The organism is Microbacterium sp. NPDC003461 (genome assembly GCF_053588335.1).
Window position 1 is genome coordinate 36,949 of the sequence record NZ_JBSFPT010000004.1, and the last position, 22,997, is coordinate 59,945.

Here is a 22,997-nt window from a genome sequence, read left to right on the forward strand (position 1 = left end):
GGCGGATCCCGCTCAGCGCCGCGGCGGGCCCGACAGTGCGGCACGAACGGCGTCGCCGAAGGCGCGCAGCGACGGCGCGAACCCCTGCGCCGCGGCCGACGCGTAGGCCTCCTCCTCGAGTGCGGGGCGGTCCGGAGCCGTGAGGATCGCGCGGAGGGCACCGGCGAGCGCGGGGATGTCGCCGTCCGGCACGACCGTGCCGCCGCCGTGGGCGAGCATGTCGCGCGGGCCGTACGGGATGTCGTAGGCGACCACCGGCACGCCGTGCGCGAGCGCCTCGACGACCACGAGCCCCTGCGCCTCGTTCGTGCTCGTGAGCAGCAGCGCCTGCGCGCGGCCGAGCGCCGGCAGCGGGTCGGGGTCGTAGCCGTACCACGTCACGGCGTCGGCGATGCCGAGCTCCGCCGCGAGCGCCTCCAGCATCTCGCGCTCGGGCCCGTCGCCGTGCACGTGCAGGTGCGCGTGCGGCACGTCCGCGCGGACGAGGGCGAGCGCGCGCAGCGCGTGGTCGACGCGCTTGCGCGGCGACAGCGAGTTGAGCATCGCCACGCGGCCGGGCTCGCGCGGCTCGTCCGAGCGCGTGACCGGCGGGGCGGGATGCGGCGCCACGAACGAGCGGGCGACGTCCGGCCCGAAGCGCCGCTCCACGTCGGCGCGCTGGCTGGGCGTCAGCCACGTGACGGCGTCGTATCGGTGGGCGGTGCCGAGCCAGCTCGCCCAGGCGTCGGCCATCGGCGCATCCCAGGTGTGCGGGGGCAGGGTGTGGTTGGCGTGCGTCTCGTGCACGATCCGCAGGTCGGCGTCGAGCGCCGGGGCGGCGTCGGCGACGAGCACCTCGCCGATCTGTCGCGCCTCGCACACGACCACGGGCACGAGGCCGGTCGCGGTCGCCGCCTCGCGCGCCATCCGGTTGAGCCACACCCGGTACAGCGCGCCGAAGCCCGGCAGCCAGCCGGCGGGCTCCCCCGCATCGTCGTACACGGTGACGGCCGCGTCGCTGTGCATCCAGGCGGGGTCGCCCGTCACGACCGGCAGCCCCACCAGCGGCGCGCCCGCGTCGTCGCGCACGAGATTCTCGGCGAAACCGGATGCCGGTGCCGGCAGCGGCCGCGCGGCCTCGAGCAGCCAGGAGCGGTCGGCGCGCAGGTCGTCGTACACATTGCGGAACGCGCGGCCGTCGTCGATGAGGCCCCGCCGCGCCCACTCGTCCCGGATCCGGTCGTTCTCGTCCCGCGTCGCGACGTTGACGGTGAGCACGAGCGACTCCCCGCCGGCCCGCCGCAGGTCGCGCGCGCGCCGCATCACGGCGACGGCGAACCCGGCGTCGAGCCGCGGATCCACCCGCCCGGCCACGAGCAGGTACACGGCCGGCGGCACGAGATCGTTCACGCCCCCATCCTCTCCCGCGAGACAGCTTTCCCGCGCCGAGACAGCGTCGTCACGCCGCTGTCTCGGCGCGCAGTTGCCGTCTCGCCGAGTCAGCGACGCGGGAGGGTCACTCCCACTCGATGGTCCCCGGGGGCTTGGAGGTCACGTCGAGCACGACGCGGTTGACCTCGCTCACCTCGTTCGTGATGCGGTTGGAGATCTTCGAGAGCACGTCGTACGGCAGGCGCGTCCAGTCCGCCGTCATGGCGTCCTCGCTCGACACCGGACGCAGCACGATCGGGTGGCCGTAGGTGCGGCCGTCGCCCTGCACGCCCACGCTGCGCACGTCGGCGAGCAGCACGACCGGGCACTGCCAGATCTCGCCGTCGAGGCCCGCCTTCGTCAGCTCCTCGCGGGCGATGGCGTCGGCCTCGCGCAGGATCTCGAGGCGCTCGCGCGTGACCTCGCCGATGATCCGGATGCCCAGGCCCGGGCCGGGGAACGGCTGGCGGCCGACGATCGCCTCGGAGATGCCCAGCTCGCGCCCGATCGCGCGGACCTCGTCCTTGAACAGCGTGCGCAGCGGCTCGATGAGCTCGAAGTCGAGGTCCTCGGGCAGCCCGCCCACGTTGTGGTGGCTCTTGATGTTGGCGGTGCCGGCACCGCCGCCCGACTCGACGACGTCCGGGTAGAGCGTGCCCTGCACGAGGAACCGGATCGGCTCGCCCTCGGCCTTCGCCTCGGCCACGAGGTCGCGCTGCACCTGCTCGAACGCGCGGATGAACTCGCGCCCGATGATCTTGCGCTTCTCCTCGGGATCCGTCACACCGGCCAGGTGGCCGAGGAACGTGTCGGCGGCGTCGACGGTGATGAGCCGCACGCCCGTGGACTCGACGTAGTCCTTCTCCACCTGCTCGCGCTCGCCCTTGCGCAGCAGGCCGTGGTCCACGAAGACGGCGGTGAGCTGGTCGCCGACGGCGCGGTGGACGAGCGCGGTCGAGACCGCGGAGTCCACGCCGCCCGAGAGCGCGGAGATGACGCGGGCCGATCCGACCTGCTCGCGGATGCGCGCCACCTGCTCCTCGATGACGTTGCCGCTGTTCCAGTCGGCGGCCAGGCCCGCGGCCTTGTGCAGGAAGTTCTCGATGACCTTCTGCCCGAAGTCCGAGTGCTTCACCTCGGGGTGCCACTGCACGCCGTAGAGGCAGGCCTCGGCGTTGCCGAAGGCGGCGACGGGGGTCGCGGCAGTGGAGGCGAGCACCTCGAAGCCCTCCGGCGCCTGGCGCACCTGGTCGCCGTGGCTCATCCACACGTTCTGCGCGGCCGGCTGCCCGGCGAGCAGCACGCCGCCGTCGCCGACGAGCGTGGCATCGGTGGCCCCGTACTCGCGCAGCCCGGTGTTGGCGACCTCGCCGCCGAGCGCCTGCGCCATCACCTGGAAGCCGTAGCAGATGCCCAGGGTGGGGATGCCGAGGTCGAAGATCGAGGCGTCGAACGTCGGCGCCCCCTCGGCGTAGACCGACGACGGCCCGCCGGAGAGGATCAGGGCGACGGGCTCCCGCGCCTCCACCTCGGCGCGCGTGATCGTGTGCGGCACGAGCTCGCTGAACACGCCGGCCTCGCGCACGCGGCGTGCGATCAGCTGCGCGTACTGCGCGCCGAAGTCGACGACCAGGACCGGTCGCTGGGCGGTGTCGGCGCTCATCGGCCGGCCTCCTCGGGGGTTGCGGACGCCGCGGCGCCCTCGGTCGCGGCGGCCTTGGCCGCGCGCTTCTCGGCAGCACGCTGCTCGCGCTCGGCGAGGTAGCGCTTCACGTCACGGGCGACGATGCCCTCCATCACGAACGACAGGAACGGCACCACGCCGCCGCCGGCGAGCATGAGGAAGCGGCCGAAGCCCCAGCGCATCAGGCTCCACAGGCGGAAGCAGGCGAACAGGTACACGACGTAGAACCAGCCGTGCACGATCAGGATCCCGAGCGACAGATTGATGCCGTCGCCCGTGGAGACGATGTCGCAGCCGCCGGCGCCCATCGCGAACTGCGAGTACCACAGGCAGTCGGCGCTCGGCAGCACCTCGGCGAACCAGAGGAAGCCGCCCGATCCGCCCAGGAAGAGCTCCACGTGCAGGGGCGTGTACTTCAGGATCATCTCGGCGACGAGCAGCAGCAGCCCGACGCCGGTGATCACCGAGCAGATCTGATAGAACCGCAGCGCGCCTCGGATTTTGGGGAACGAAGCGAGCCGGGGTTGCGCCATGCACCCATTCTAGGCGGGCGAGCCTGGGCCTCCGCCGCGCGCCGATCGGCGCCGGAGCGGCGGCGCAAGCGGCGCCGCTAGAGATCGTCCTCGTCGTCGAGCGCGTCGGGGTCGACGCCCTCGATCTGCTCGAGCTCGCGCTCCCACGCGTCGCGCGCGAGGCGGTACCAGAGGTAGAACGCGAAGCCCGCGAACACGGCCCACTCGATCGCGTAGAAGATGTTGAGCCAGTTGATCGGGCTGCCCAGCTCCGGCGCCGGCGACGAGATCGCCTCGAGCCCCGCGTCGCCGATGCCACCGGTCGGATCCGCCGAGGTCAGGTACGGGCGGTACACATCGCCCGTCACCTCGCCCCACTGCCCCAGCAGCGCGGCCGGCGACATGCGCGTCATCTCGTAGGGATCGTCGCCCGTGGCGACCGCGGGGCCCTCGTCGGAGATGATGCGGCCCGTGAGCTCGACCGTCTCGCCGGCGTCGGCCAGGGCGGCCAGCTCGACGGCCGCATCCTCGGCACGCTCGCGCGAGGCGGTCCAGCCGATCGCGACCGCGAGCGACGATTCGTCCTCGAGCTGCAGGCGACCGGTGACCCAGTACCCCTCGACGTCGTCGTTGAAGCGCGACGACACGAGGAGGAAGTCGTCCGGATCCCAGGTGCCGGCGACCGCCACGCGCTGACCGACGAGCGGCTCCTCGAGGTAGGCGCCCGGCTGGACGACCTCGTCGATCGGCAGGACCTCCTCCGTGGCGCCGGGCTCGGGCGGATCGGTGTCGATCGCGCTCGAGAGCTGCCACTGGCCGAGCCACGCGAACACGCCCGCGACCACCAGGCACAGCGCGAGCATCGCGAGCCAGCGGGGCCCCAGCATGACCTCACGCAGCGTCGGCGGGAAGTCCAGAGCCTCCGGCGACTCCGGCGACGGCTCCAGCGACGGGTCTGTCATCCGCATCAATACGGCGCGACGACCACGTCGACGCGCTGGAACTCCTTGAGGTCGGAGTACCCCGTCGTCGCCATGGACTTGCGCAGCGCGCCGATCAGGTTGGTGGTGCCGTCGGCCACGGGCGCGGGGCCGTACAGGATCTCCTCGAGGGCCGCGATGCGCTCCACGCGCACCCGGCGGCCGCGCGGCAGCTTCGGGTGGTGCGCCTCGGGGCCCCAGTGGTAGCCCTGGCCGGGCGCATCGGTGGCGCGGGCCAGCGCCACGCCGAGCATGACCGCGTCGGCGCCCATCGCGAGCGCCTTGACGATGTCGCCGGAGGTGCCGACGCCGCCGTCGGCGATGACGTGCACGTAGCGCCCGCCCGACTCGTCGAGGTAGTCGCGGCGCGCGCCGGCGACGTCGGCGACGGCCGTCGCCATGGGCGCGTGGATGCCGAGGGTCGCGCGGGTCGTCGACGCCGCTCCCCCGCCGAAGCCGACGAGCACGCCCGCCGCGCCCGTGCGCATGAGGTGCAGCGCCGCCGTGTACGTGCTCGCCCCGCCGACGATGACCGGCACGTCGAGGTCGTAGATGAACTTCTTGAGGTTCAGCGGCTCGGCCACGCTCGAGACGTGCTCGGCCGAGACGGTCGTGCCGCGGATGACGAAGAGGTCCACGCCGGCGGCGACGACGGTCTCGTACAGCTCCTGCGTGCGCTGCGGCGTGAGCGAGCCGGCCACCGTCACGCCGGCCGCGCGGATCTCCTCGAGGCGGGCGCGCACGAGCTCGGGCTTGATCGGCTCGGCGTACATCTGCTGCATGCGGCTGGTGGCCACCTGATCCGGCAGCGAGGCGATCTCGTCGAGCAGCGGCTGCGGATCCTCGTACCGGGTCCACAGCCCCTCGAGGTCGAGCACGCCGAGCGCGCCGAGCTGGCCGAGCATGATCGCGGTGCGCGGGCTCACGACGGAGTCCATCGGGGCGCCGAGCACCGGGATGTCGAACTGGAAGGCGTCGATCGCCCACGCGGTCGACACGTCCTCGGGGTTGCGCGTGCGCCGCGACGGCACCACGGCGATGTCGTCGAACGAGTACGCCCGACGAGCGCGCTTGGCGCGGCCCAGCTCGATCTCCATGCTCACCCGCTCAGCCTACCCGCCGCCGTTCCGCGCCCGCCCGGAAGCGCGGGCTCAGGCGCCGAGGGTGCCGAGGTACAGCTCGGTCACCTTCGGGTCGCTGAGCAGGTCGCGGCCAGTGCCGGTGTAGGCGTCACGGCCCTGGTCGAGCACGTAGCCGCGGTCGCAGATCTGCAGGCAGCGACGCGCGTTCTGCTCCACCATGATGCACGTCACGCCGGCCTTGTTGATCTCCGAGACGCGGATGAACGCCTCGTCCTGCCGGACCGGCGAGAGGCCGGCGGAGGGCTCGTCGAGCAGCAGCACCTTCGGATCCATCATGAGCGCGCGGCCCATGGCCACCATCTGCCGCTCGCCGCCGGACAGGCCCGAGGCCCGCTTCTTCAGCCCGGCGCCCTTCGCGAGGTCGGGGAAGATGCTCATGACGAAGTCGACGCGCTCGTCGAACATCTTCGGCTTCTGGTAGGCGCCCATCTGCAGGTTCTCGGCGATGCTGAGCGACGGGAAGACGTTGTTCGTCTGCGGGATGAAGCCCACGCCCTTCGCGACGAGCTTGTCGGCCTTCAGCCCCGTGATGTCCTCTCCCGCGAGCATGACGCGGCCGCCGCGGATCTTCACCTGGCCGAAGATCGCCTTCAACAACGTGGACTTGCCGGCGCCGTTCGGTCCGATGATCCCGATCAGCTCGCCCTGGTGGGCCGTGAGCGTCGCGCCGTTGAGGATGTTCACGCCGGGCAGGTAGCCCGCGTGCACGTCGTCGACCAGCACGACGGGGGTCTGCTCCGCGGTCACTTCTCGTCCTCCTTCTCGGCCTCGGCCTCGATCTCCGCGACCGTGACGTGCGCGGAGGCCTCCGCATCCGTCGTCGGATCGGCCTCCACGACGGGGATGCGCCCGGTGACGACCCCCAGGTCCAGCTCCTGGTGGGCGCCGAGGTAGGCGTCGACCACGGCGGGGTTCTTCATGACCTCGTCGGGAGCGCCCTCGGCCACGACCTTGCCCTCGGCCATCACGATCACCCAGTCGGCGATGTGGCGGACCATGTGCATGTCGTGCTCGACGAACAGCACCGTCATCCCCTCCTCCTTGAGGTCGAGGATGTGGTCGAGCAGCGACTGGGTGAGGGCCGGGTTCACGCCCGCCATGGGCTCGTCGAGCATGACGAGCGTGGGGTCGGTCATGAGGGCGCGCGCCATCTCGAGCAGCTTCTTCTGCCCGCCCGACAGGCCGGCGGCCAGGTCGTCGCGCTTCGCGTCGAGCTTGAACTTGACGAGGAGCTCCTCGGCCCGCCGCTCGATCGCCGCGTCCTGCGAGCGCCACAGCGCCGGGATCAGGCTGTGCCAGAAGCGCTCGCCCGCCTGACCCGTGGCGCCGAGCTTCATGTTGTCCATCACGCTCAGGCGGCCGAGTGCCTTCGTGAGCTGGAACGTGCGCACCAGGCCCATGCGCGCCACCTTGTGCGCCGGCACCCTGGCGAGGTTGCGCCCGTCGAACGACCACGTGCCCGAGTTCGGCCGGTCGAAGCCCGTGAGCAGGTTGAACAGCGTCGTCTTGCCGGCGCCGTTGGGCCCGATCAGCGCCGTGATGACGCCGCGCGGGATCTCGAGGTGCTCCACGTCGACGGCGGTGAGGCCGCCGAAGGTGCGCGTCACGCCGTCGGCGACGATGATCGGATCGGTCTTCCTCACGCCGGGCGCGACCTCGCCGATGTGCAGGTTCGTCGTCTTCGGCCGCTGCACGGGGGCCGTCGCCGGCCGCGGCTCCTGCGGGCTGTTCTCGCCCGGCGTGCTGTCAACGGACAAAGGTCAGCTCCTTCTTGTCGCCGAGGATGCCCTGCGGCATGAAGATCACCAGCAGCATGAGCGCCACCCCCACGAGGATGAACCGCAGCGTGCCCGCCTGGGTGGACGACATGAACGGCAGCACGCCGGCGTCGACGAGGGCGGGCAGGAAGTTGGCGAGGAACGTCTGGATGACCCAGAAGATGAGCGAGCCAAGCACGGGGCCGAACACGGTGGCGGCGCCGCCGAGCAGCAGCGCGGTCCACACGAAGAACGTCAGCGACGTCACGTACACGCCGGGGGCGACCGCCGCCGGCAGCGCGTAGACGACGCCGCCGGCCGCCATGATCACGCCGCCGAGCACGAGCGACTGCATCTTGTACGAGAACACGTTCTTGCCGAGGGAACGGATCGCCTCCTCGTCCTCGCGGATGCCCTTCATGACCCGGCCCCAGGGACTGCGGGTGAGCATCCACACGACGAGCACCGCGAACGCCAGCGTGAGCAGGCCCATGATGCGCACCCACCAGCCGGTCTCGTTGTAGGTCCACGGCCCGAAGCCGTACGTGCCCTCGGGGATGGGGTTCGACTCGCGGAAGCTGCCGTGGTAGCCGGCCAGGCCGTCGGCCGATCCCGTGACGTCCTCGAACTGCGTGGTGAGGAACAGCAGGCGCAGCACCTCGGCCGCCGCGATCGTGGCGATGGCCAGGTAGTCGCCGCGCAGGCGCAGCGTCGGGATGCCCAGGATGAGCGCGAACACGGCCGCCGCCGCGAGCCCCACGAGCGCGGCGAGCCACCAGGGGAAGCCGAAGGTGAGGATCGAGATCGCGTACCCGTAGGCGCCGAGGGCCATGAAGCCCGCCACGCCCATGTTGAGGAGCCCGCCGTATCCGAAGTGCATCGCCAGGCCCAGCGCGGCGAGGGCGTAGCCCATCGTCGCGGGGCTCAGGATCGAGGAGAGCGTGTTGTCGAAGATCTGCAACCAGTTCATGAGCCGCGCCTATCCGATTCGCTCGCGGCGGCCGAGGATGCCCTGCGGCCGGACCAGAAGGATGATGATGAGGACCACCAGCGCGCCCGCGTACCGCAGGTCGGCCGGGATGAACAGGCTCGAGACCTCGACGAGCATGCCGATGATGAGAGCGCCGACGAGCGCGCCGAAGGCCGTGCCGAGACCGCCGAGGGTGACGGCCGCGAACACGAGCAGCAGCACCTGCGCGCCCATGTCCCAGCGGATGCCGGGCCGGTAGTAGGCGTACAGGATGCCGGCGAGGCCGGCCAGCGCACCGGCGATGATCCAGACCACGCGCACGACGTGGTCGACGTCGATGCCCGAGGCGGCCGCGAGCGACGGGTTGTCGCTGATCGCCCGCGTCGCCTTGCCCAGCCGGCTGCGGGTGAGCCACAGCGCGAACGCGACGATCACGACGATCGAGATCGCCATCGAGACGAGGTCGTTCAGCGTCGTCGTGATCGCCCCGAACAGCGGGATCGACACCGCCGGCACCATGGGCGGCAGCTGCTGCGTGCCGCCGCCGATGAAGTACTGGAACACGTAGCGCAGCGCCAGCGAGAGGCCGATCGAAAGGATCATCAGCTGCACGACGCCCGTGCCCCTGCGCCGCAGCGGGCGCCAGATAGCCCAGTCCAGCACGAGGCCGAGCAGCGCGCTGAGGACGATCGCGAGGGGGATGCCCACCCAGACCGGCAGCGCGAGCGAGGCCGGCCCGACGAGGGCGAGGGCGGCGACCGCGCCGAACGTGACCATCTCGGCGTGCGCGAAGTTCGAGATGCCCGTCGTGCCGAACACGAGCGAGAGCCCGACCGCCGCGAGCCCCAGCATGAGACCGAAGTTGAGGCCGATGAAGAGCCGCTGCACGAGCTGGTCGACGAAGCTCGTCGTGTTGCGCTCGCCCTCTCCGATGAAGAAGTTCACCGTGAGGCGGCCGCCCTGACCCATCTCGGAGGTCGTGACGTTGTTCTCGCCGTCGCCGTCCGCGTCCTCGAGCACCGCGATCCCCTCGGGGAGCGTCGACTCGTCGAGGGTCACGGTGTACTCGGCGCCGCGCTCCGGCACCTTCACCGACCAGCGCCCGTCCGCGTCGGTCTCGACCTCCTGCTCGCCGCCGGGGCCGTCGACGACCAGCGCGACGCCCTCCAGCGGCTCGCCGTCGAGCTGCACGTTGCCGCTCACGGTGTAGGGGTCGCCCTCGGCGGCGTGCGCCGGCTCGGGAGCCAGCAGCAGCGCCAGGAAGGCGGCCAGCATCGTGGCCAGCGCGACGAGGGCACCGAAGCGCCTGCCCCGCGCGGGGACGGTCGTGGAAATCATGGATCCTCCGGGTCCGGCACCAGCGCCCGCTCGGGATGTCTGCCGGACGCCGCTGTCCGACGGTAGAACCCTAATATGACGGCGGTGTTTCCAGCGCAGGCACGATGACGAACGGTGACGGAATATCCGCAGCATCGCGCGCCTTAGACTCTCTACAGCGGGATGGCCCCGATCCCGCATCGCGCAGGAGAGGCTTCGCATGACCGACCACGACCCCTTCGGCTTCGTCGGACTGACGTACGACGACGTGCTGCTCCTGCCGGGGCACACCGACGTCATCCCGAGCGAGGCCGACACCTCGTCGCAGCTCACCAAGCGCATCCGGGTGAATCTGCCGCTGCTGTCGGCGGCCATGGACACGGTCACCGAGTCGCGCATGGCCATCGCGCTCGCGCGCCAGGGCGGCATGGGCATCCTGCACCGCAACATGTCGATCGAGGACCAGGCGGCCGCCGTCGACCGCGTCAAGCGCAGCGAGTCGGGCATGATCACCGACCCGATCACCACCACGCCCGACGCGACGATCGAGCACGTGAACGCCCTCTGCGCGAAGTACCGCGTCTCGGGCCTGCCCGTCGTGGACGAGGCCGGCAAGCTCGTCGGCATCGTCACCAACCGCGACATGCGCTTCGTCTCGGACTTCGAGCGCCCCACCACGCTCGTGAAGGACGTCATGACGAGCGAGGGCCTCGTCACCGGCCACGTCGGCATCAGCTCCGAGGAGGTCGTGGCGCTGTTCGCCAAGCACCGCGTCGAGAAGCTGCCGCTCGTCGCCGAGGACGGCACGCTCGCGGGCCTGATCACCATCAAGGACTTCGACAAGAGCGAGAAGTACCCGCTGGCCACCAAGGACGACCAGGGCCGCCTGCGCGTGGGCGCGGGCATCGGCTTCTTCGGCGACGCGTGGGAGCGCGCCGAGGCGCTGCGCGACGCGGGTGTCGACGTCATCGTCGTCGACACCGCCAACGGCCAGTCGCAGGGCGTGATCGACATCGTCACACGCCTGAAGGCCGACCCGAGCTTCGCGCACATCGACGTGATCGGCGGCAACGTCGCCACGCGCGAGGGCGCCCAGGCGCTCGTGGATGCGGGCGTGGACGCCGTCAAGGTGGGCGTGGGCCCCGGCTCGATCTGCACGACGCGCGTCGTCGCGGGCGTGGGCGTGCCGCAGATCACCGCCGTGTACGAGGCGTCGCTCGCCGCGCGCCCCGCCGGCGTGCCCGTGATCGCGGACGGCGGTCTGCAGTACTCGGGCGACATCGCCAAGGCCCTCGTCGCCGGCGCCGACACCGTGATGCTCGGCTCGCTGCTGGCCGGCACCGACGAGTCGCCCGGCGAGCTCGTGTTCCAGAACGGCAAGCAGTTCAAGCAGTACCGCGGCATGGGATCGCTCGGCGCGATGCAGACGCGCGGCAAGAAGACGTCGTACTCGAAGGACCGCTACTTCCAGGCCGACGTGCCCAGCGACGACAAGCTCATCCCCGAGGGCATCGAGGGCCAGGTGCCCTACCGCGGCCCCGTCTCGGCCGTCGCCTACCAGCTCGTGGGCGGCCTGCGGCAGTCGATGTTCTACGTCGGCGCGCGCACGATCGACGAGCTCAAGGCGCGCGGCAGGTTCGTGCGCATCACCCCCGCGGGCCTGAAGGAGTCGCACCCGCACGACGTGCAGATCGTCGTCGAGGCCCCCAACTACAAGTCCGGCCGCTGACGCGGGTCGGGATCGCGCGATCCCGCCGGCGCACGGCGCCGCACGACGCAGCCCCGCCCCTCCCGGAGGAGGAGCGGGGCTCGTCGCGTGCGGGCGTCAGCCCTCGTACGGGGTGTACGTGTTGTCGGGGCCGTACTGGTAGATGTTGATGAAGCCCTCGGTCGGGTCTCCGACCTCGTCGAACGTGATCGGGCTCGACGGGCCGTCGTAGTCCGCCACGCCGCCGCCGAGGATGATGTCGGCGCAGGCCGCGAACGAGTCGCACTTCTCGCCGTCGCCCGATCCGCCCGAGACCTCGATGAGCTTCTCGGCGATCGCCGCCGAGTCGGTCGACTGCGCCGCGAGCGACGCGAGCGCCAGCAGGATCGTCGCGTCGTACGACTCCGGAGCGTACGTGTAGTCGGTCAGCGCCTCGCCGCCCGACTCCTCCAGGAAGCCGTCCAGGCCGTCGATGAAGTCCTGCACCTGGTCCGGGGTCGGCCCGGGGTAGGTGCCCTTCGCGCCCTCGAGCAGGCCGGCGGGGAAGTCCGCCTCGTACGACGCCATGTTGCCGTCGACGAGGAAGACGTCCTCCGCGGCGAAGCCCTGCTCGATGAGGCTCGGCAGGATCGTCTTCGCCTCGTCGAACGAGATCACCGTGATGGCGTCGGGGTCGGCCGCCAGCACCTCGGAGATCTGCGAGTCGAACGACGTGTCGCCCGGGTTGAACGTCGGGGCCGCGACGACCTCGCCGCCCGCGGTCTCGAACGCCTCCGTGATGTACTTCGCCAGGCCCGTGCCGTACGAGTCGTTCAGCACGATGAGGCCGAGCGTCTGGTGCCCGAGCTCGGCGACGAAGTTGCCGTGCACCTCGCCCTGCAGCACGTCGGACGGCGCCGTGCGGAAGTAGAGGCCGTTGTCGTCGTACGTCGTGAAGGCGTCGGAGGTGTTGGCCGGCGAGAACTGGATGACGCCGGCGCCCGTGACCTGGTCGATGAACTGCAGCGAGACGCCCGACGAGGCGGCGCCGATGATCGCGGCGGGGTCCTCGCTCAGAAGGCGGGGGATCTCGGCCTCGTACGCCTTGTTGTCGAGGTCGCCCGAGTCGCCGTGCACGATCTCGACCGACAGGCCGGTCGTCTCGGCGTACTCGTTGATGAGCGACTCGGCGTAGTCGACGCCGGCGATCTCGGGCGGGCCGAGGAACGCGAGCGAGCCGGTCTGGGGCAGGGCCGTGCCGATCGTGAGCGTCAGCTCCTCGCCGGGGGTCACGGGCTCGGCGCTGTCGTCGGGCGCGGCCTCGGTGCCGCCCGCGCAGCCTGCGAGCACGAGCGACGCCGCGCCCGCGAGCGCGGCGAAGCCGAGCAGCGCCTTCCTGGATCGAACCATCGGGGTATGTCCTTTCGAAGTGGCTTCCGCGGGTTCGGGTTGAACACATCGCCCACGGTTGCACGCACGTTACCCCGGAGGATGTTTCCGGTATGTTTTCGCGACGTTTAATAACTGAGCAGTATGCCCAGCGACACCGGATCGTTATCTTCCGCGTGCCCTGCGGATGCGACGGCCCTGCCGCACCATGTCGACCACGAGCACCGCGCACGCGAGCCACACGATCGCGAACCCGGCCCAGCGCTCGGGCGGCATCGGCTCGCCGAGCAGGAAGGCGCCGGTGACGAACTGCAGGATGGGCGCGATGAACTGCAGCAGGCCGACGGTCGTCAGGGTGACGCGGCGCGCGCCCGAGGCGAAAAGCAGCAGGGGGATGGCGGTGGCCACCCCCGCGAGCGCGAGCAGGACGGCGTGCACCGGCCCCGCGGTGCCGAAGGTGAGGCCCGTCGTGAGCGCCACGATCACGAGCTGCACGATGGCGATCGGCGTGAGCCAGAACGTCTCGAGCGCCAGGCCGCTGACGGCGTCCACGGCGCCGCCGATCCGGTTCTTGACGAGGCCGTACAGTCCGAAGCTGGCCGTCAGCGTCAGGGCGATCCACGGCACCGATCCGTACGCCACCACGATGACGAGCACGGCGACCACCGCGATGCCGATGGCAGCCCACTGCAGCGGGCGCAGCCGCTCGTGCAGCACGAGCACGGCGAGCAGGACCGTGGCGATCGGGTTGATGAAGTAGCCCAGGCTGGCCTCGACGACATGGCCGGTCTGGGTGGCCAGGAGGAACGCCTGCCAGTTGACGTAGATGAGCACGCCGGCCACCGCGGTCCACAGCGCCAGGCGGCGATTGCGCAGCACCGCGAGCATGCGCGTCCAGCCGCCCGCGATCGTCAGCACCACGGCGCAGAAGACGAGCGAGAGCAGCACCCGCCAGCCGACGACCTCCCACGGGCCGGTCGGCGCGAGCGCGACGAAGTACAGGGGCAGGAAGCCCCACAGCAGGTAGGCCCCGAAGGCGTACCCGGTGCCGAGCACCCGCTCCCGATCCGGATCGACGATGCGGGCGGGAGGCGGCACGGGCACGGTCACCGGATCAGGCTACTCGCGCCGCGGCGGCCACCCGGCGCGCACGCCTGCCAGATGCCGCGCGATTCCCGCCGATCCGGCACGACCGATCCGGGGACGACGTCCGATCCGGGGACGCGCGTGGATCGGGAACGACGAAGGCCCGACCCCCTTGCGGGAGCCGGGCCTTCGCGCGAGCTGCGTGTCAGCGGACGACGACCGCGAGGACGTCGCGGGCCGAGAGCACGAGGTACTCGTCGGCACCGAACTTCACCTCGGTGCCGCCGTACTTGCTGTACAGGACGCGGTCGCCGACGGCGACGTCGAGCGGGACGCGGTTGCCGTTGTCGTCGATGCGGCCGGGGCCCACGGCCACGACCTCGCCCTCCTGGGGCTTCTCCTTGGCGGTGTCGGGGATGACCAGACCGCTGGCAGTGGTCTGCTCGGCCTCGACCTGCTTGATGACGATGCGGTCCTCGAGCGGCTTGATGGAAACCGACACGGTGTACCTCTTCTTTCCCTGTGCTGTCAGAAGACTTGAATTCGCACTCTCGCGCGGAGAGTGCTAACGCCAAGTGTAGGGACCCGTTGGCACTCTCGCAACGCGAGTGCCAACCCCCGTCGCCGTACCCTGAGGGGATGGATCGGTCCGAGCTCGACGCCCTGCTCACGCGCGAGGGGCTCGCGCTGCTCGACTCGCTCGATCCCGTCGAGACGGCCGCCGACGTGGCGCGCGCCGTGTCGCGCCTGCGCGCCGCGGGGCGCTCCCCCGACCTCGTCTCGGCCGTGGTGGGCCAGGTGCGGCTGCGGCAGCGCGGCGCGGTGAAGTTCGGCGCGCTCGCCGAGCGCATGCTCTTCACCCGCGCGGGGCTCGAGCAGGCCACGCGCCTGACGGTCGCGACCCACCACGCCGAGCGGATGCGCCGGGCGGGCATCGGCCGCGTGGCGGACCTCGGATGCGGGATCGGCGGCGACGCGCTCGCGTTCGCCGGGCTGGGGATCGACGTGGCCGCGGTCGACGCCGACGAGGTCACGGCGGCGCTGGCCGCGTACAACCTCGCGGCCTTCCGGCCGGGCACCACCGTCACGCACGGGCGCGCCGAGGACGCCGACCTGTCGTCGGTCGATGCCGCGTGGCTCGATCCCGCGCGGCGCACGGCGGGCCACGCCGAGACCAGGCGCGTGGCGGCGTCCGACTACTCGCCGCCGCTGGACTGGGCCTTCGGGCTCGGCGACCGCGTGCCGACGGGCATCAAGCTCGGCCCCGCGCACGACCGCGACGCGCTGCCCGACGACGCCGAGGCGCAGTGGGTCAGCGCCGACGGCTCCACGGTGGAGCTCGTGCTGTGGTCGGGCGCGCTCGCGCGCGACGGCGTGCGGCGCGCGGCCCTCGTGCTGCGCGACGGCGCCGCGCACGAGCTCACCGCCCCCGGCGACACCGAGGACGAGCCGGATCGGCCCCTCGGCGCCTTCGTGCACGAGCCGGAGGGCGCGGTCATCCGCGCCCGCCTCGTCGGCGACGTCGCCCGCGCGCTCGACGCGGGGCCGATCGCCCCGGGGGTCGCGTACCTCACCGGCGACGCGGCCGTGACGAGCCCGTTCGTGTCGAGCTTCCGCGTGCGCGAGACGCTGCCGGCCGACGTGAAGGGCCTCGGCAAGGCGCTGCGGGCGCGCGGGATCGGCACGCTGGAGATCAAGAAGCGCGGCGTCGACGTGGATCCCGCCGCGCTGCGCCGCAAGCTGGCGCTGCGCGGCGACGAGTCGGCCACGCTCCTCCTCACCCGGGTCGGCGGCCGCCGGCTCGCGATCCTCGCCGACCGCGTCTGACGCCGCGAGCCCGACCCGTGGCGGGTGCGGCAGACTGGCCGCATGGAGTACTGCGTCTTCACCGAGCCCCAGCAGGGCGCCGACTACGACACCCAGCTCGCGTTCGCGCAGGCGGCCGAGCGCCTCGGCTTCGACGGCTTCTTCCGCTCGGACCACTTCCTGAAGATGGGCGACTTCTTCGACGGCCTGCCCGGCCCGACCGACGCCCTCACGACCATCGCGGGACTCGCGCGCGAGACGTCGCGGATCCGCCTCGGCACGCTCGTCTCGTCCGTCACGTACCGCCACCCGGGCCTGCTGGCGATCCAGGCCGCTCAGCTCGACGCGATGTCGGGCGGCCGCTTCGAGCTGGGCCTGGGCACGGGCTGGTACGAGGACGAGCACCGCGCGTACGGCATCCCCTTCCCCGCCAAGCGGTTCGACCTGCTCGAGGAGCAGCTGCAGATCCTCACGGGCCTGTGGGCGACGCCGGTCGGCGAGACCTTCTCGTTCGAGGGCGCGCACTACCGCCTCGAGGACTCGCCCGCGCTGCCCAAGCCCGTGCAGAGCCCGATGCCGCTCATCGTGGGCGGCGCGGGCCCCACGCGCACGCCCGCGCTGGCCGCCCGGTACGCGACGGAGTTCAACATCGTGTTCCAGCCGGAGGACGTGATCGCCGATCGGTTCGCGCGGGTCGCCGCGGCGTGCGAGCGGATCGACCGCGACCCCGCCACGCTCAAGCGCACGGTGGGGCTGACGGTCCTCGCCGGCGCCACCGAGGCGGACGTCGCGCGGCGCGCGGCGAACACGGGCGTGGACCTCGAGCGGTTCCGCGCCGGCTTCAACCTGTGCGGCTCGGCGGCCGAGATCGCCGACCGCGTCGGCCGCCTGCAGGAGCTGGGCGCCGAGCGCATCTACCTCCAGATGATCGACATGACCGACCTCGACCACCTCGCCTACCTGGGCGAGGAGCTGCTGCCGCGCTGAGGCCCGTCATGTCGAGGACCGTCGCGGAGAAGCTGCAGATCAAGCCGGGCACCGAGCTGCTGTTCGGCCCCGCCACCGCGGCGCAGCGCGCGCTGCTCGATCCCCTGCCCGAGGGCGTCACCGTGGTCGACGGGATCGAGCGCGACACCGACGGCGTCGCCGTCCTGTTCGCGGCGGATCGCGCGGAGCTCGACCGGCTGCTCGCCGACGTGATGCCGGTGCTCGCGTCGGCGCGGGCGGTGTGGATCGGCTACCCGAAGGGCAATCGCACCGACATCAACCGCGACAGCATCTGGGCGCGCGTGCGCGAGTTCGGATGGACGCTCAACGGCAACATCGCCCTCGACGACGAGTGGTCCAGCGTCCGCGCGAAGCGGGTCTGATCGGATCAGCGGCGGGCCTCGAAGAAGGCGCGCAGCAGCTTCTGCGACTCCTCCTCGCGCACGCCGCCGACGACCTCGGCGCGGTAGGGCAGGCGGCGGTCGCGCACGACGTCGTACATCGATCCGGCCGCGCCCGCCTTGTCGTCCCACGCGCCGAACACGAGTCGGCCGATCCGCGCCTGCAGCACCGCGCCGGCGCACATGAGGCACGGCTCGAGGGTGACGACGAGCGTGCGGCCCTCGAGGTTCCACGATCCGACGTGCTCGGCCGCCTGCCGCAGCGCGACGACCTCGGCGTGCGCGGACGGGTCGTGGCGCTCCTCGCGCCGGTTGCGCCCCTCGCCGATCACGCTGCCGTCGACATCGAGGACGACGGCCCCGACGGGGATCTCGCCCGCGGCCGCCGCCTCCTCGGCGAGCGCGAGCGCGCGCGCCATGGCCGCGGCGTCGGCGGGATCGGGCGTCATGCCTCGAGCGTACGCCGCGACCGGGGCGCGTCCGCCGCGCGTCAGGGCGTGATGACCGCGCGGCCGCGGAGCGTGCCCTCGTGCAGGCGGTCGTACGCCTCCGGCGCGTCGTCGAGCGAGAACCGCTCGGTCTCGACGTGGACGAGGCCCGCGCGGGCCAGGTTCAGCACCTCGATGAGCTCGGAGCGCGAGCCCCAGTACGGCGAGCGGATGCTCGAGTCGTACGGCTTGGCGAGCATGCCCACGTCGGCCTTCGTCGCGCCGACGCCCACGAGCACCTGATCGGTCTCGATGCCCGAGAGCGCGCCGCCGAGGTCGACGGTCGGCTGGATCGCGACGAAGTCGAAGATCGCCGTGACGGTGCGGCGCCCCGTGGCCTTCTCGATCGCGGCGGGCGCGTCGTCGTTCGACAGGAACGCGTGGTGCGCGCCGACGTCCTTCGCGAGCGCGAGCTTCTCGTCGTTCACGTCGAGGGCGATGACCGTGGCGGGAGTGAGGGCGCGCAGGATCTGGATGGCCACGTGGCCGAGGCCGCCGGTGCCGATGACCACGGCCGTGCTGCCGGGACCGAGCTTGCCGAGCGAGCCCTTGATCGCGTGGTACGGCGTGAGGCCCGCGTCGGTGAGCGCCACGTTCTCGACGGGATCGAGGTCGCCCAGCGGCACGAGGTGGCGCGGATCGTCGATGATCATGTACTCGGCCATCGATCCGTCGTGGCCCAGCCCGGGAGGCGTGATCCCGAGCTCCGCCGCGCGCTCGCAGTAGTTCTCCTTGCCCTGCGAGCAGGGGTAGCAGGTGCCGCAGCCCCACGGCCCGTACACCGCGACGGCATCGCCCACGGCCACGCTCGCCACGCCCTCGCCGAGCTTGTCGACGACGCCGACGCCCTCGTGACCGAGCGTCATGGGCAGCGGGTAGCCGAACTGGGCGTACTCCTCCTCGCTCAGCCCCATCACGAACGAGTCGGAGTGGCACGCACCGGCGGCGGTGACCTTGAGGCGCACCTGCCCGGGACCGGGCTCGGGAGTCGGGACCTCGACGACCACCGGCGGCTTGCCGACCTCGACGTACTGCAGTGCCTTCATGATGAGCTCCTCTCCGGGGCGCCGGGCGGCGTCCTCCACCCCCACTCTCTCGCGTGCGCGGCCGCGGGGGAAGCCCGCCGCGCCCGGGCGCGCCTCGGCGGCCGCCCGACTGGCTGGGTCCCAGGCGCCGCGACTACCTTGGTCTTATGCGCCTGCACGTTGCGGACCACCCGCTCATCACCCACAAGCTGACCGTCCTCCGCAACGAGAAGACGCCCTCCCCCGTGTTCCGCCAGCTCACCGAGGAGCTCGTGACGCTGCTGGCCTACGAGGCGACCCGCAACGTGCGCGTCTCGCCGCGCGAGATCCAGACCCCGGTGACGACGACGATGGGCGTGGAGATCAGCGAGCCGAAGCCGCTCGTCGTGCCGATCCTGCGCGCGGGACTCGGCATGCTCGACGGCATGGTCAAGCTCGTGCCGACGGCCGAGGTCGGCTTCCTCGGCATGGTGCGCGACCACGAGACCCTCGAGCCCACGACGTATGCCGAGCGTCTGCCCGACGACCTCAGCGACCGCCAGTGCTTCGTGCTCGACCCGATGCTCGCGACCGGCGGATCGCTGGGCGCGGCGATCGACTTCCTCTTCGACCGCGGGGCGCAGGACGTCACCGCGATCTGCCTGCTCGGCGCGCCCGAGGGCGTGGCCGCGATCGAGCGCCAGGTCGACGGCAAGGACGTCACGCTCGTGCTCGGCGCCCTCGACGAGAAGCTCGACGAGCGCGGCTACATCGTGCCGGGCCTGGGCGACGCGGGCGACCGCCTGTACGGCTCCGCCGGCTACTGAGCCCCGGCTCTACGCGCCGACCAGGCGGGCGAACGCGCTCATCCGCGCGACGCCGTCCGCCGTGTGCGGCAGATCGTCGAGCAGCGCGGGCGAGTGCACGAGGTACGACGCGACCATCGCGCGCGAGACCGCCACGTTGAGGCGGTTCTGCAGCAGCAGGAAGTCGCTGCCGCGCGGGGCGTCGCGGCCCGAGGAGGCCGCGAGCGTCACGATCGAAACGGCCGCCTCCTGTCCCTGGAACCGGTCGACGGTGCCGACCCGCACGGCGCCGAGGCCGGCCTCGGCCAGCGCGCGCTCGACGCACAGCACCTGGGCGTTGTAGGGCGCGACGACGATGACGTCGGCGGGCGCGAGCGGGCGGGCATCGCACGGCGTCGCGGTGCCGTCGTCCTCGATCCGGATGTCGGTGAACGAGCGGCCGATGAGCCCGCGCGCGATCCGCACGACTTCCGCCGCCTCCTCCGGCGACTCCGTGGCGTTGCCGTGGTGACGCACGGGCACGACGTGCAGGCCCGGCTCGAGGCCCTCGACGGCCCGCAGCTCGGCGCCGGCGCGCGAGGCGAGGCGGCCGGCGTACGACAGGTCGGACACGACCCGGGCGACGGCGGGGTGCATCCGCACCGAGCGGGCCAGGAAGTAGCCGTGCGTCGACGGGATCACCTGCTCGCCGGCCATCACCCAGCCGAGCGCCGACGTGTCGACGGGCTCCGGGTGCGTGCCCTGGCTCACCTGCGGCAGCTGCTGCGGATCGCCGAGCAGCAGCAGGCGGTGCGCGGCCAGCGAGACGGCGATCGTCGAGGCGAGCGAGAACTGCCCGGCCTCGTCGATCACGAGCAGGTCGAGGCTGCCGCGCGGCACGCGCTGCTCGTGCGCGAAGTCCCACGCGGTGCCGCCGATGACGTAGCCGTCCGGGTGCTCGGCGGCGAACGCGGCGACGCCGTTCTTCGGGATGACGGTGAACGCCGCCTCCGCGCCGCCGTCCTTCGGCGCCTTGGCGACGCGCGCGGGCGCCAGGCCCGCGGCGATCACGCGGTCGAGCATGTGCTCGACGACCGCGTGCGACTGTGCGACCACGCCGACCTTGAAGCCGTGCTCGGCGACGAGACGCGCGATCACGTGCGAGCCGACGTACGTCTTGCCCGTGCCGGGCGGGCCCTGCACCGCCAGGTAGCCGCGCTCGAGGGCGAGCAGCGAGGCGGTGATCGCCGCGACGTCGTCGCCCGCGCTGGGCGCGAGCCCGCCGGGCACGCGCGGCGGGACGCGGCGCAGCAGGTCGGTGGCGGCGTCGGCGGGGAAGCCACCCGACTCCGCGGCCGACAGGACCGACTCGGCCCAGGCCTCGATCGCCTTCTGCTGGTTGCCGGCGCGCGGCGGCGGGGCCGGCGCGACGGCCACGGGCAGCTCGCTCCAGGTCATGCCGCCGATCGCGGTCTCCTCGACCACGATGCCGTCGTCGAGCTCCTCGATCACCCGCACGCCGCGCGGCACGTGGATCCACCGCGACGACACCTCGGCCGCGAACGGCGCGGGGCGCGCATAGAGCACGAACGGCTCCGCACCCTCGCGGATGCGCGTGCCGGGCGCGACGTCGCCGCGCAGGGCGACGACGCGGCGTTCGGCGCGGCGCCCCTCCTGCGGCACGTGCCAGTCCTCGACCATGCGGCTGCGCGATGCGTCGACCGCGACGACGTCGCGCGTGTCGGCCCACAGTGACAGCGGCTCACGCAGGCGCTGGAAGTGCCCCTGCCAGTAGCTCTTCGCCTCGCGCGGGTAGTAGTCGATCGCCGCGGCGCCCAGGCGCAGGGCCGCCGCATCCGCGCCGTCCGGTTCGGCCGCGTCGGCGCGCAGCCGCAGCGCCTCGGCGAGCGGCGACGGCTCGTACGTGATCGCCTCGTTGTGGTCGGGCGGCGCCGGCCGTACGCCGGTCTCGCGGGCGCGGTCGACGAGCCAGTCGCGCAGGCGCCGCGTCGAGACGCAGTCGTAGGCGTTGTACGCGGCGAGGTCGTCGAGGATCGCCCGAGCCTCGTCCGCGCGCCCGGCGGCCAGGAGCTCGCGCGCCTCGACATAGCGCAGGATCGAGTCGCCGCCCTGCTGCACATCCTGCGTGCGCACCTCGTCGCCCATGTAGAGCGGCTCGAGCTTCTTGATGGAGTACGACCGCGAGCCCACCCGCACCGCGCGGCGCACGATCGGGTAGAGGTCGACGAACAGCTCGTCGCGCAGCATGCGGTCGACGTCGCCCTCGCGCACGCCGTGCCGGGCCGCCATGGCGGCCAGGTGCGTGGGCTCGTAGGGCGCGTAGTGGTAGATGTGCATGCCGGGGTGCGCGGCCCGGCGCGCGGCGACGAAGTCGCAGAACCGCTCGAGCGCCTCGCGCTCGGCCGCCAGGTCGTGCGCCCACAGCGGCGTGTAGCGCTCCTGCATGTCGACCCAGCCGAAGAGGTAGTCGATGCCCCACTCCTCGTGACCGTCGCCGTCGCCCTCGCTGTAGAGCGGGTCGCCCTCGAAGTCGAAGAAGATGTCGCCCTCGTCCGGTCGCGGCATGGTCGCGAGTGCCTCCGGCATCACGACCTCGTACGACGGGACGGGGTGCTCCTCGACCGGGGCGTCGGGCGCGGGCACGCCGGCCGGGCTCGCGAGCTGCAGGCGCGCCTGCGTGCGCAGCCCCGCGAACACGTCGGGGTTCATGCCGCGCGGGGCCGCGCGCGCGGCGGCCAGCTCGTCGACCGTGGCGATGCCCGCGGCGCGCAGCCGCTCGCGCTGCACGGGCCGCATGCCGGCCACGAGCAGCACGTCGCGCTGCGCGATCACCTCCTGCTCGCACGTGGCGCACCGCCCGCACGCCACGACGCCGAGCTCGCCGCGCGGGTCGCCCCACGCGAGGGGCTCGCCCGCCGCGCCGAGCTCGAGCCGGCGGTCGGCGATGAGGTCGCGGATCCGTCGGCGGCGCACGCGGAACAGCGGCAGCAGGTCGTCGACCCGGTGGGTGCTCGTCGATCCGTCGCCCAGCAGCAGGTCGACCTCGTCGGAGTGCGGGATGCCGAGCCGGTCGAGCTGGTCGACGTACGCCGCCAGCTGCATGAGCGCCGTCACCTTGGCCCGGCGCGCGAGCTTGGAGTCCTGCACGCGCCAGGATCCGTCGGGCTCGCGCAGCAGGAAGTCGGCGAACCCGACGAACTCCGCTGTCGAGAACGCGGCCTGGAACACGACGCGCGCGTGCGGCGCCGTCAGCGCCGCCATCGTCTCCTCGACGGCGCGCGCCATGCCGGCCTCGTCGCTCGAGCGCTGCCGCTCGATCTCGACGACCGCGCCGCCGAACCGCTCGCGGTACCGGGCCAGCACGCGCTCCTCGTGCGCGTCGCCGAGGCGGGCGGCCCGCTCGAGCATCTCGTCCTCGGGCTCCTCGACCTCCGGCACGCGACCGAGCCGGGCGTCGAGCGCGCGCAGCCACGCGAACTCGCACTCGGCGGCGGCCTTGAGGTCGCTCGCGCTCCACACGACGCGCTGCTCGGACGGGATGTATCTCACCCCTCGAGGCTATCCGCGGGGT

20 protein-coding genes are annotated in these 22,997 nt (G+C 72.4%); 5 read left to right on the forward strand and 15 right to left on the reverse strand.

Annotated elements, in window-relative coordinates; translation table 11 throughout:
• Positions 1 to 12 precede the first annotated feature (12 nt).
• From ACWDR7_RS03210 to ACWDR7_RS03250, 9 genes are all read right to left on the reverse strand, one after another.
• Positions 13 to 1,389, reverse strand: coding sequence for a glycosyltransferase (locus ACWDR7_RS03210; protein WP_449853489.1), 1,377 nt, complete (start codon positions 1,387 to 1,389; stop codon positions 13 to 15).
• A gap of 106 nt (positions 1,390 to 1,495) precedes the next feature.
• Positions 1,496 to 3,073, reverse strand: coding sequence for a glutamine-hydrolyzing GMP synthase (guaA, locus tag ACWDR7_RS03215; protein WP_449853490.1), 1,578 nt, complete (start codon positions 3,071 to 3,073; stop codon positions 1,496 to 1,498).
• Positions 3,070 to 3,627, reverse strand: a complete 558-nt coding sequence (locus ACWDR7_RS03220; RefSeq protein WP_449853491.1) for a DUF3817 domain-containing protein — start codon at positions 3,625 to 3,627, stop codon at positions 3,070 to 3,072. Before ACWDR7_RS03220 ends, guaA begins: the two co-directional genes overlap by 4 nt.
• A 77-nt stretch (positions 3,628 to 3,704) precedes the next feature.
• Complete coding sequence (locus ACWDR7_RS03225) at positions 3,705 to 4,568, reverse strand: SURF1 family protein (protein WP_449853492.1); 864 nt, start codon at positions 4,566 to 4,568, stop codon at positions 3,705 to 3,707.
• Positions 4,569 to 4,573: 5 nt separating this feature from the next.
• Complete coding sequence (locus ACWDR7_RS03230) at positions 4,574 to 5,683, reverse strand: GuaB3 family IMP dehydrogenase-related protein (RefSeq protein ID WP_449853571.1); 1,110 nt, start codon at positions 5,681 to 5,683, stop codon at positions 4,574 to 4,576.
• A gap of 54 nt (positions 5,684 to 5,737) precedes the next feature.
• Positions 5,738 to 6,475, reverse strand: a complete 738-nt coding sequence (locus ACWDR7_RS03235; protein WP_449853493.1) for an ABC transporter ATP-binding protein — start codon at positions 6,473 to 6,475, stop codon at positions 5,738 to 5,740.
• Entirely contained in the window at positions 6,472 to 7,422 is a 951-nt protein-coding gene (locus ACWDR7_RS03240; protein ID WP_449853572.1) for an ABC transporter ATP-binding protein, read from the reverse strand. Before ACWDR7_RS03240 ends, ACWDR7_RS03235 begins: the two co-directional genes overlap by 4 nt.
• Positions 7,423 to 7,474: 52 nt before the next feature.
• On the reverse strand, positions 7,475 to 8,455 hold the full coding sequence (locus ACWDR7_RS03245) for a branched-chain amino acid ABC transporter permease (RefSeq protein ID WP_449853494.1): 981 nt from the start codon (positions 8,453 to 8,455) through the stop codon (positions 7,475 to 7,477).
• Positions 8,456 to 8,464: 9 nt separating this feature from the next.
• On the reverse strand, positions 8,465 to 9,793 hold the full coding sequence (locus ACWDR7_RS03250) for an ABC transporter permease subunit (protein ID WP_449853495.1): 1,329 nt from the start codon (positions 9,791 to 9,793) through the stop codon (positions 8,465 to 8,467).
• Positions 9,794 to 9,992: 199 nt separating this feature from the next.
• On the opposite strand from ACWDR7_RS03250, the gene guaB reads away from it, so the two are divergent.
• Entirely contained in the window at positions 9,993 to 11,501 is a 1,509-nt protein-coding gene (gene guaB / locus ACWDR7_RS03255) for an IMP dehydrogenase (RefSeq protein WP_449853496.1), read from the forward strand.
• A 96-nt stretch (positions 11,502 to 11,597) separates the two neighbouring features.
• Here the strand turns inward: guaB and ACWDR7_RS03260 are convergent, their stop codons facing one another.
• The 3 genes from ACWDR7_RS03260 to groES all read right to left on the reverse strand — a co-directional run bounded on the left by ACWDR7_RS03260 (position 11,598) and on the right by groES (position 14,436).
• Positions 11,598 to 12,869, reverse strand: coding sequence for an ABC transporter substrate-binding protein (locus ACWDR7_RS03260; protein WP_449853497.1), 1,272 nt, complete (start codon positions 12,867 to 12,869; stop codon positions 11,598 to 11,600).
• Between the two features lie 144 nt (positions 12,870 to 13,013).
• Positions 13,014 to 13,958 (reverse strand): EamA family transporter RarD, encoded by a 945-nt coding sequence (gene rarD / locus ACWDR7_RS03265; RefSeq protein WP_449853498.1) that lies wholly within the window; start codon positions 13,956 to 13,958, stop codon positions 13,014 to 13,016.
• Between the two features lie 181 nt (positions 13,959 to 14,139).
• Entirely contained in the window at positions 14,140 to 14,436 is a 297-nt protein-coding gene (gene groES, locus ACWDR7_RS03270) for a co-chaperone GroES (protein ID WP_039394204.1), read from the reverse strand.
• A 137-nt stretch (positions 14,437 to 14,573) separates the two neighbouring features.
• Here groES and ACWDR7_RS03275 point away from each other — a divergent pair, with 137 nt between their 5' ends.
• From ACWDR7_RS03275 to ACWDR7_RS03285, 3 genes are read left to right on the forward strand one after another with little or no spacing between them, the layout of a single operon-like run.
• On the forward strand, positions 14,574 to 15,761 hold the full coding sequence (locus ACWDR7_RS03275) for a THUMP-like domain-containing protein (protein WP_449853499.1): 1,188 nt from the start codon (positions 14,574 to 14,576) through the stop codon (positions 15,759 to 15,761).
• Positions 15,762 to 15,803: 42 nt separating this feature from the next.
• Positions 15,804 to 16,727, forward strand: coding sequence for an LLM class F420-dependent oxidoreductase (locus ACWDR7_RS03280; RefSeq protein ID WP_449853500.1), 924 nt, complete (start codon positions 15,804 to 15,806; stop codon positions 16,725 to 16,727).
• 8 nt (positions 16,728 to 16,735) lie between these two features.
• Positions 16,736 to 17,110, forward strand: a complete 375-nt coding sequence (locus tag ACWDR7_RS03285) for a DUF3052 family protein (protein WP_449853501.1) — start codon at positions 16,736 to 16,738, stop codon at positions 17,108 to 17,110.
• Between the two features lie 5 nt (positions 17,111 to 17,115).
• Here the strand turns inward: ACWDR7_RS03285 and tadA are convergent, their stop codons facing one another.
• Positions 17,116 to 17,577 (reverse strand): tRNA adenosine(34) deaminase TadA, encoded by a 462-nt coding sequence (tadA, locus tag ACWDR7_RS03290; RefSeq protein WP_449853502.1) that lies wholly within the window; start codon positions 17,575 to 17,577, stop codon positions 17,116 to 17,118.
• Between the two features lie 41 nt (positions 17,578 to 17,618).
• Positions 17,619 to 18,662: an NAD(P)-dependent alcohol dehydrogenase gene (locus ACWDR7_RS03295; protein ID WP_449853503.1), complete on the reverse strand. Its 1,044-nt coding sequence runs from the start codon at positions 18,660 to 18,662 to the stop codon at positions 17,619 to 17,621.
• 146 nt (positions 18,663 to 18,808) lie between these two features.
• On the opposite strand from ACWDR7_RS03295, the gene upp reads away from it, so the two are divergent.
• Positions 18,809 to 19,447, forward strand: coding sequence for a uracil phosphoribosyltransferase (upp, locus tag ACWDR7_RS03300; protein WP_449853504.1), 639 nt, complete (start codon positions 18,809 to 18,811; stop codon positions 19,445 to 19,447).
• Positions 19,448 to 19,456: 9 nt separating this feature from the next.
• Here the strand turns inward: upp and ACWDR7_RS03305 are convergent, their stop codons facing one another.
• Entirely contained in the window at positions 19,457 to 22,975 is a 3,519-nt protein-coding gene (locus ACWDR7_RS03305) for a TM0106 family RecB-like putative nuclease (RefSeq protein ID WP_449853505.1), read from the reverse strand.
• Positions 22,976 to 22,997 lie beyond the last annotated feature (22 nt).

What these genes read in the sequence shown, in the direction of transcription:
- guaA (WP_449853490.1), bottom strand. Translation starts at nt 3,073, where the DNA reads ATGAGCGCCGACACCGCCCAGCGACCGGTCCTGGTCGTCGACTTCGGC.
- ACWDR7_RS03220 (WP_449853491.1), bottom strand. Translation starts at nt 3,627, where the DNA reads ATGGCGCAACCCCGGCTCGCTTCGTTCCCCAAAATCCGAGGCGCGCTG.
- ACWDR7_RS03225 (WP_449853492.1), bottom strand. Translation starts at nt 4,568, where the DNA reads ATGACAGACCCGTCGCTGGAGCCGTCGCCGGAGTCGCCGGAGGCTCTG.
- ACWDR7_RS03230 (WP_449853571.1), bottom strand. Translation starts at nt 5,683, where the DNA reads ATGGAGATCGAGCTGGGCCGCGCCAAGCGCGCTCGTCGGGCGTACTCG.
- ACWDR7_RS03245 (WP_449853494.1), bottom strand. Translation starts at nt 8,455, where the DNA reads ATGAACTGGTTGCAGATCTTCGACAACACGCTCTCCTCGATCCTGAGC.
- ACWDR7_RS03250 (WP_449853495.1), bottom strand. Translation starts at nt 9,793, where the DNA reads ATGATTTCCACGACCGTCCCCGCGCGGGGCAGGCGCTTCGGTGCCCTC.
- guaB (WP_449853496.1), top strand. Translation starts at nt 9,993, where the DNA reads ATGACCGACCACGACCCCTTCGGCTTCGTCGGACTGACGTACGACGAC.
- ACWDR7_RS03260 (WP_449853497.1), bottom strand. Translation starts at nt 12,869, where the DNA reads ATGGTTCGATCCAGGAAGGCGCTGCTCGGCTTCGCCGCGCTCGCGGGC.
- ACWDR7_RS03275 (WP_449853499.1), top strand. Translation starts at nt 14,574, where the DNA reads ATGGATCGGTCCGAGCTCGACGCCCTGCTCACGCGCGAGGGGCTCGCG.
- ACWDR7_RS03280 (WP_449853500.1), top strand. Translation starts at nt 15,804, where the DNA reads ATGGAGTACTGCGTCTTCACCGAGCCCCAGCAGGGCGCCGACTACGAC.
- ACWDR7_RS03285 (WP_449853501.1), top strand. Translation starts at nt 16,736, where the DNA reads ATGTCGAGGACCGTCGCGGAGAAGCTGCAGATCAAGCCGGGCACCGAG.
- tadA (WP_449853502.1), bottom strand. Translation starts at nt 17,577, where the DNA reads ATGACGCCCGATCCCGCCGACGCCGCGGCCATGGCGCGCGCGCTCGCG.
- ACWDR7_RS03295 (WP_449853503.1), bottom strand. Translation starts at nt 18,662, where the DNA reads ATGAAGGCACTGCAGTACGTCGAGGTCGGCAAGCCGCCGGTGGTCGTC.
- upp (WP_449853504.1), top strand. Translation starts at nt 18,809, where the DNA reads ATGCGCCTGCACGTTGCGGACCACCCGCTCATCACCCACAAGCTGACC.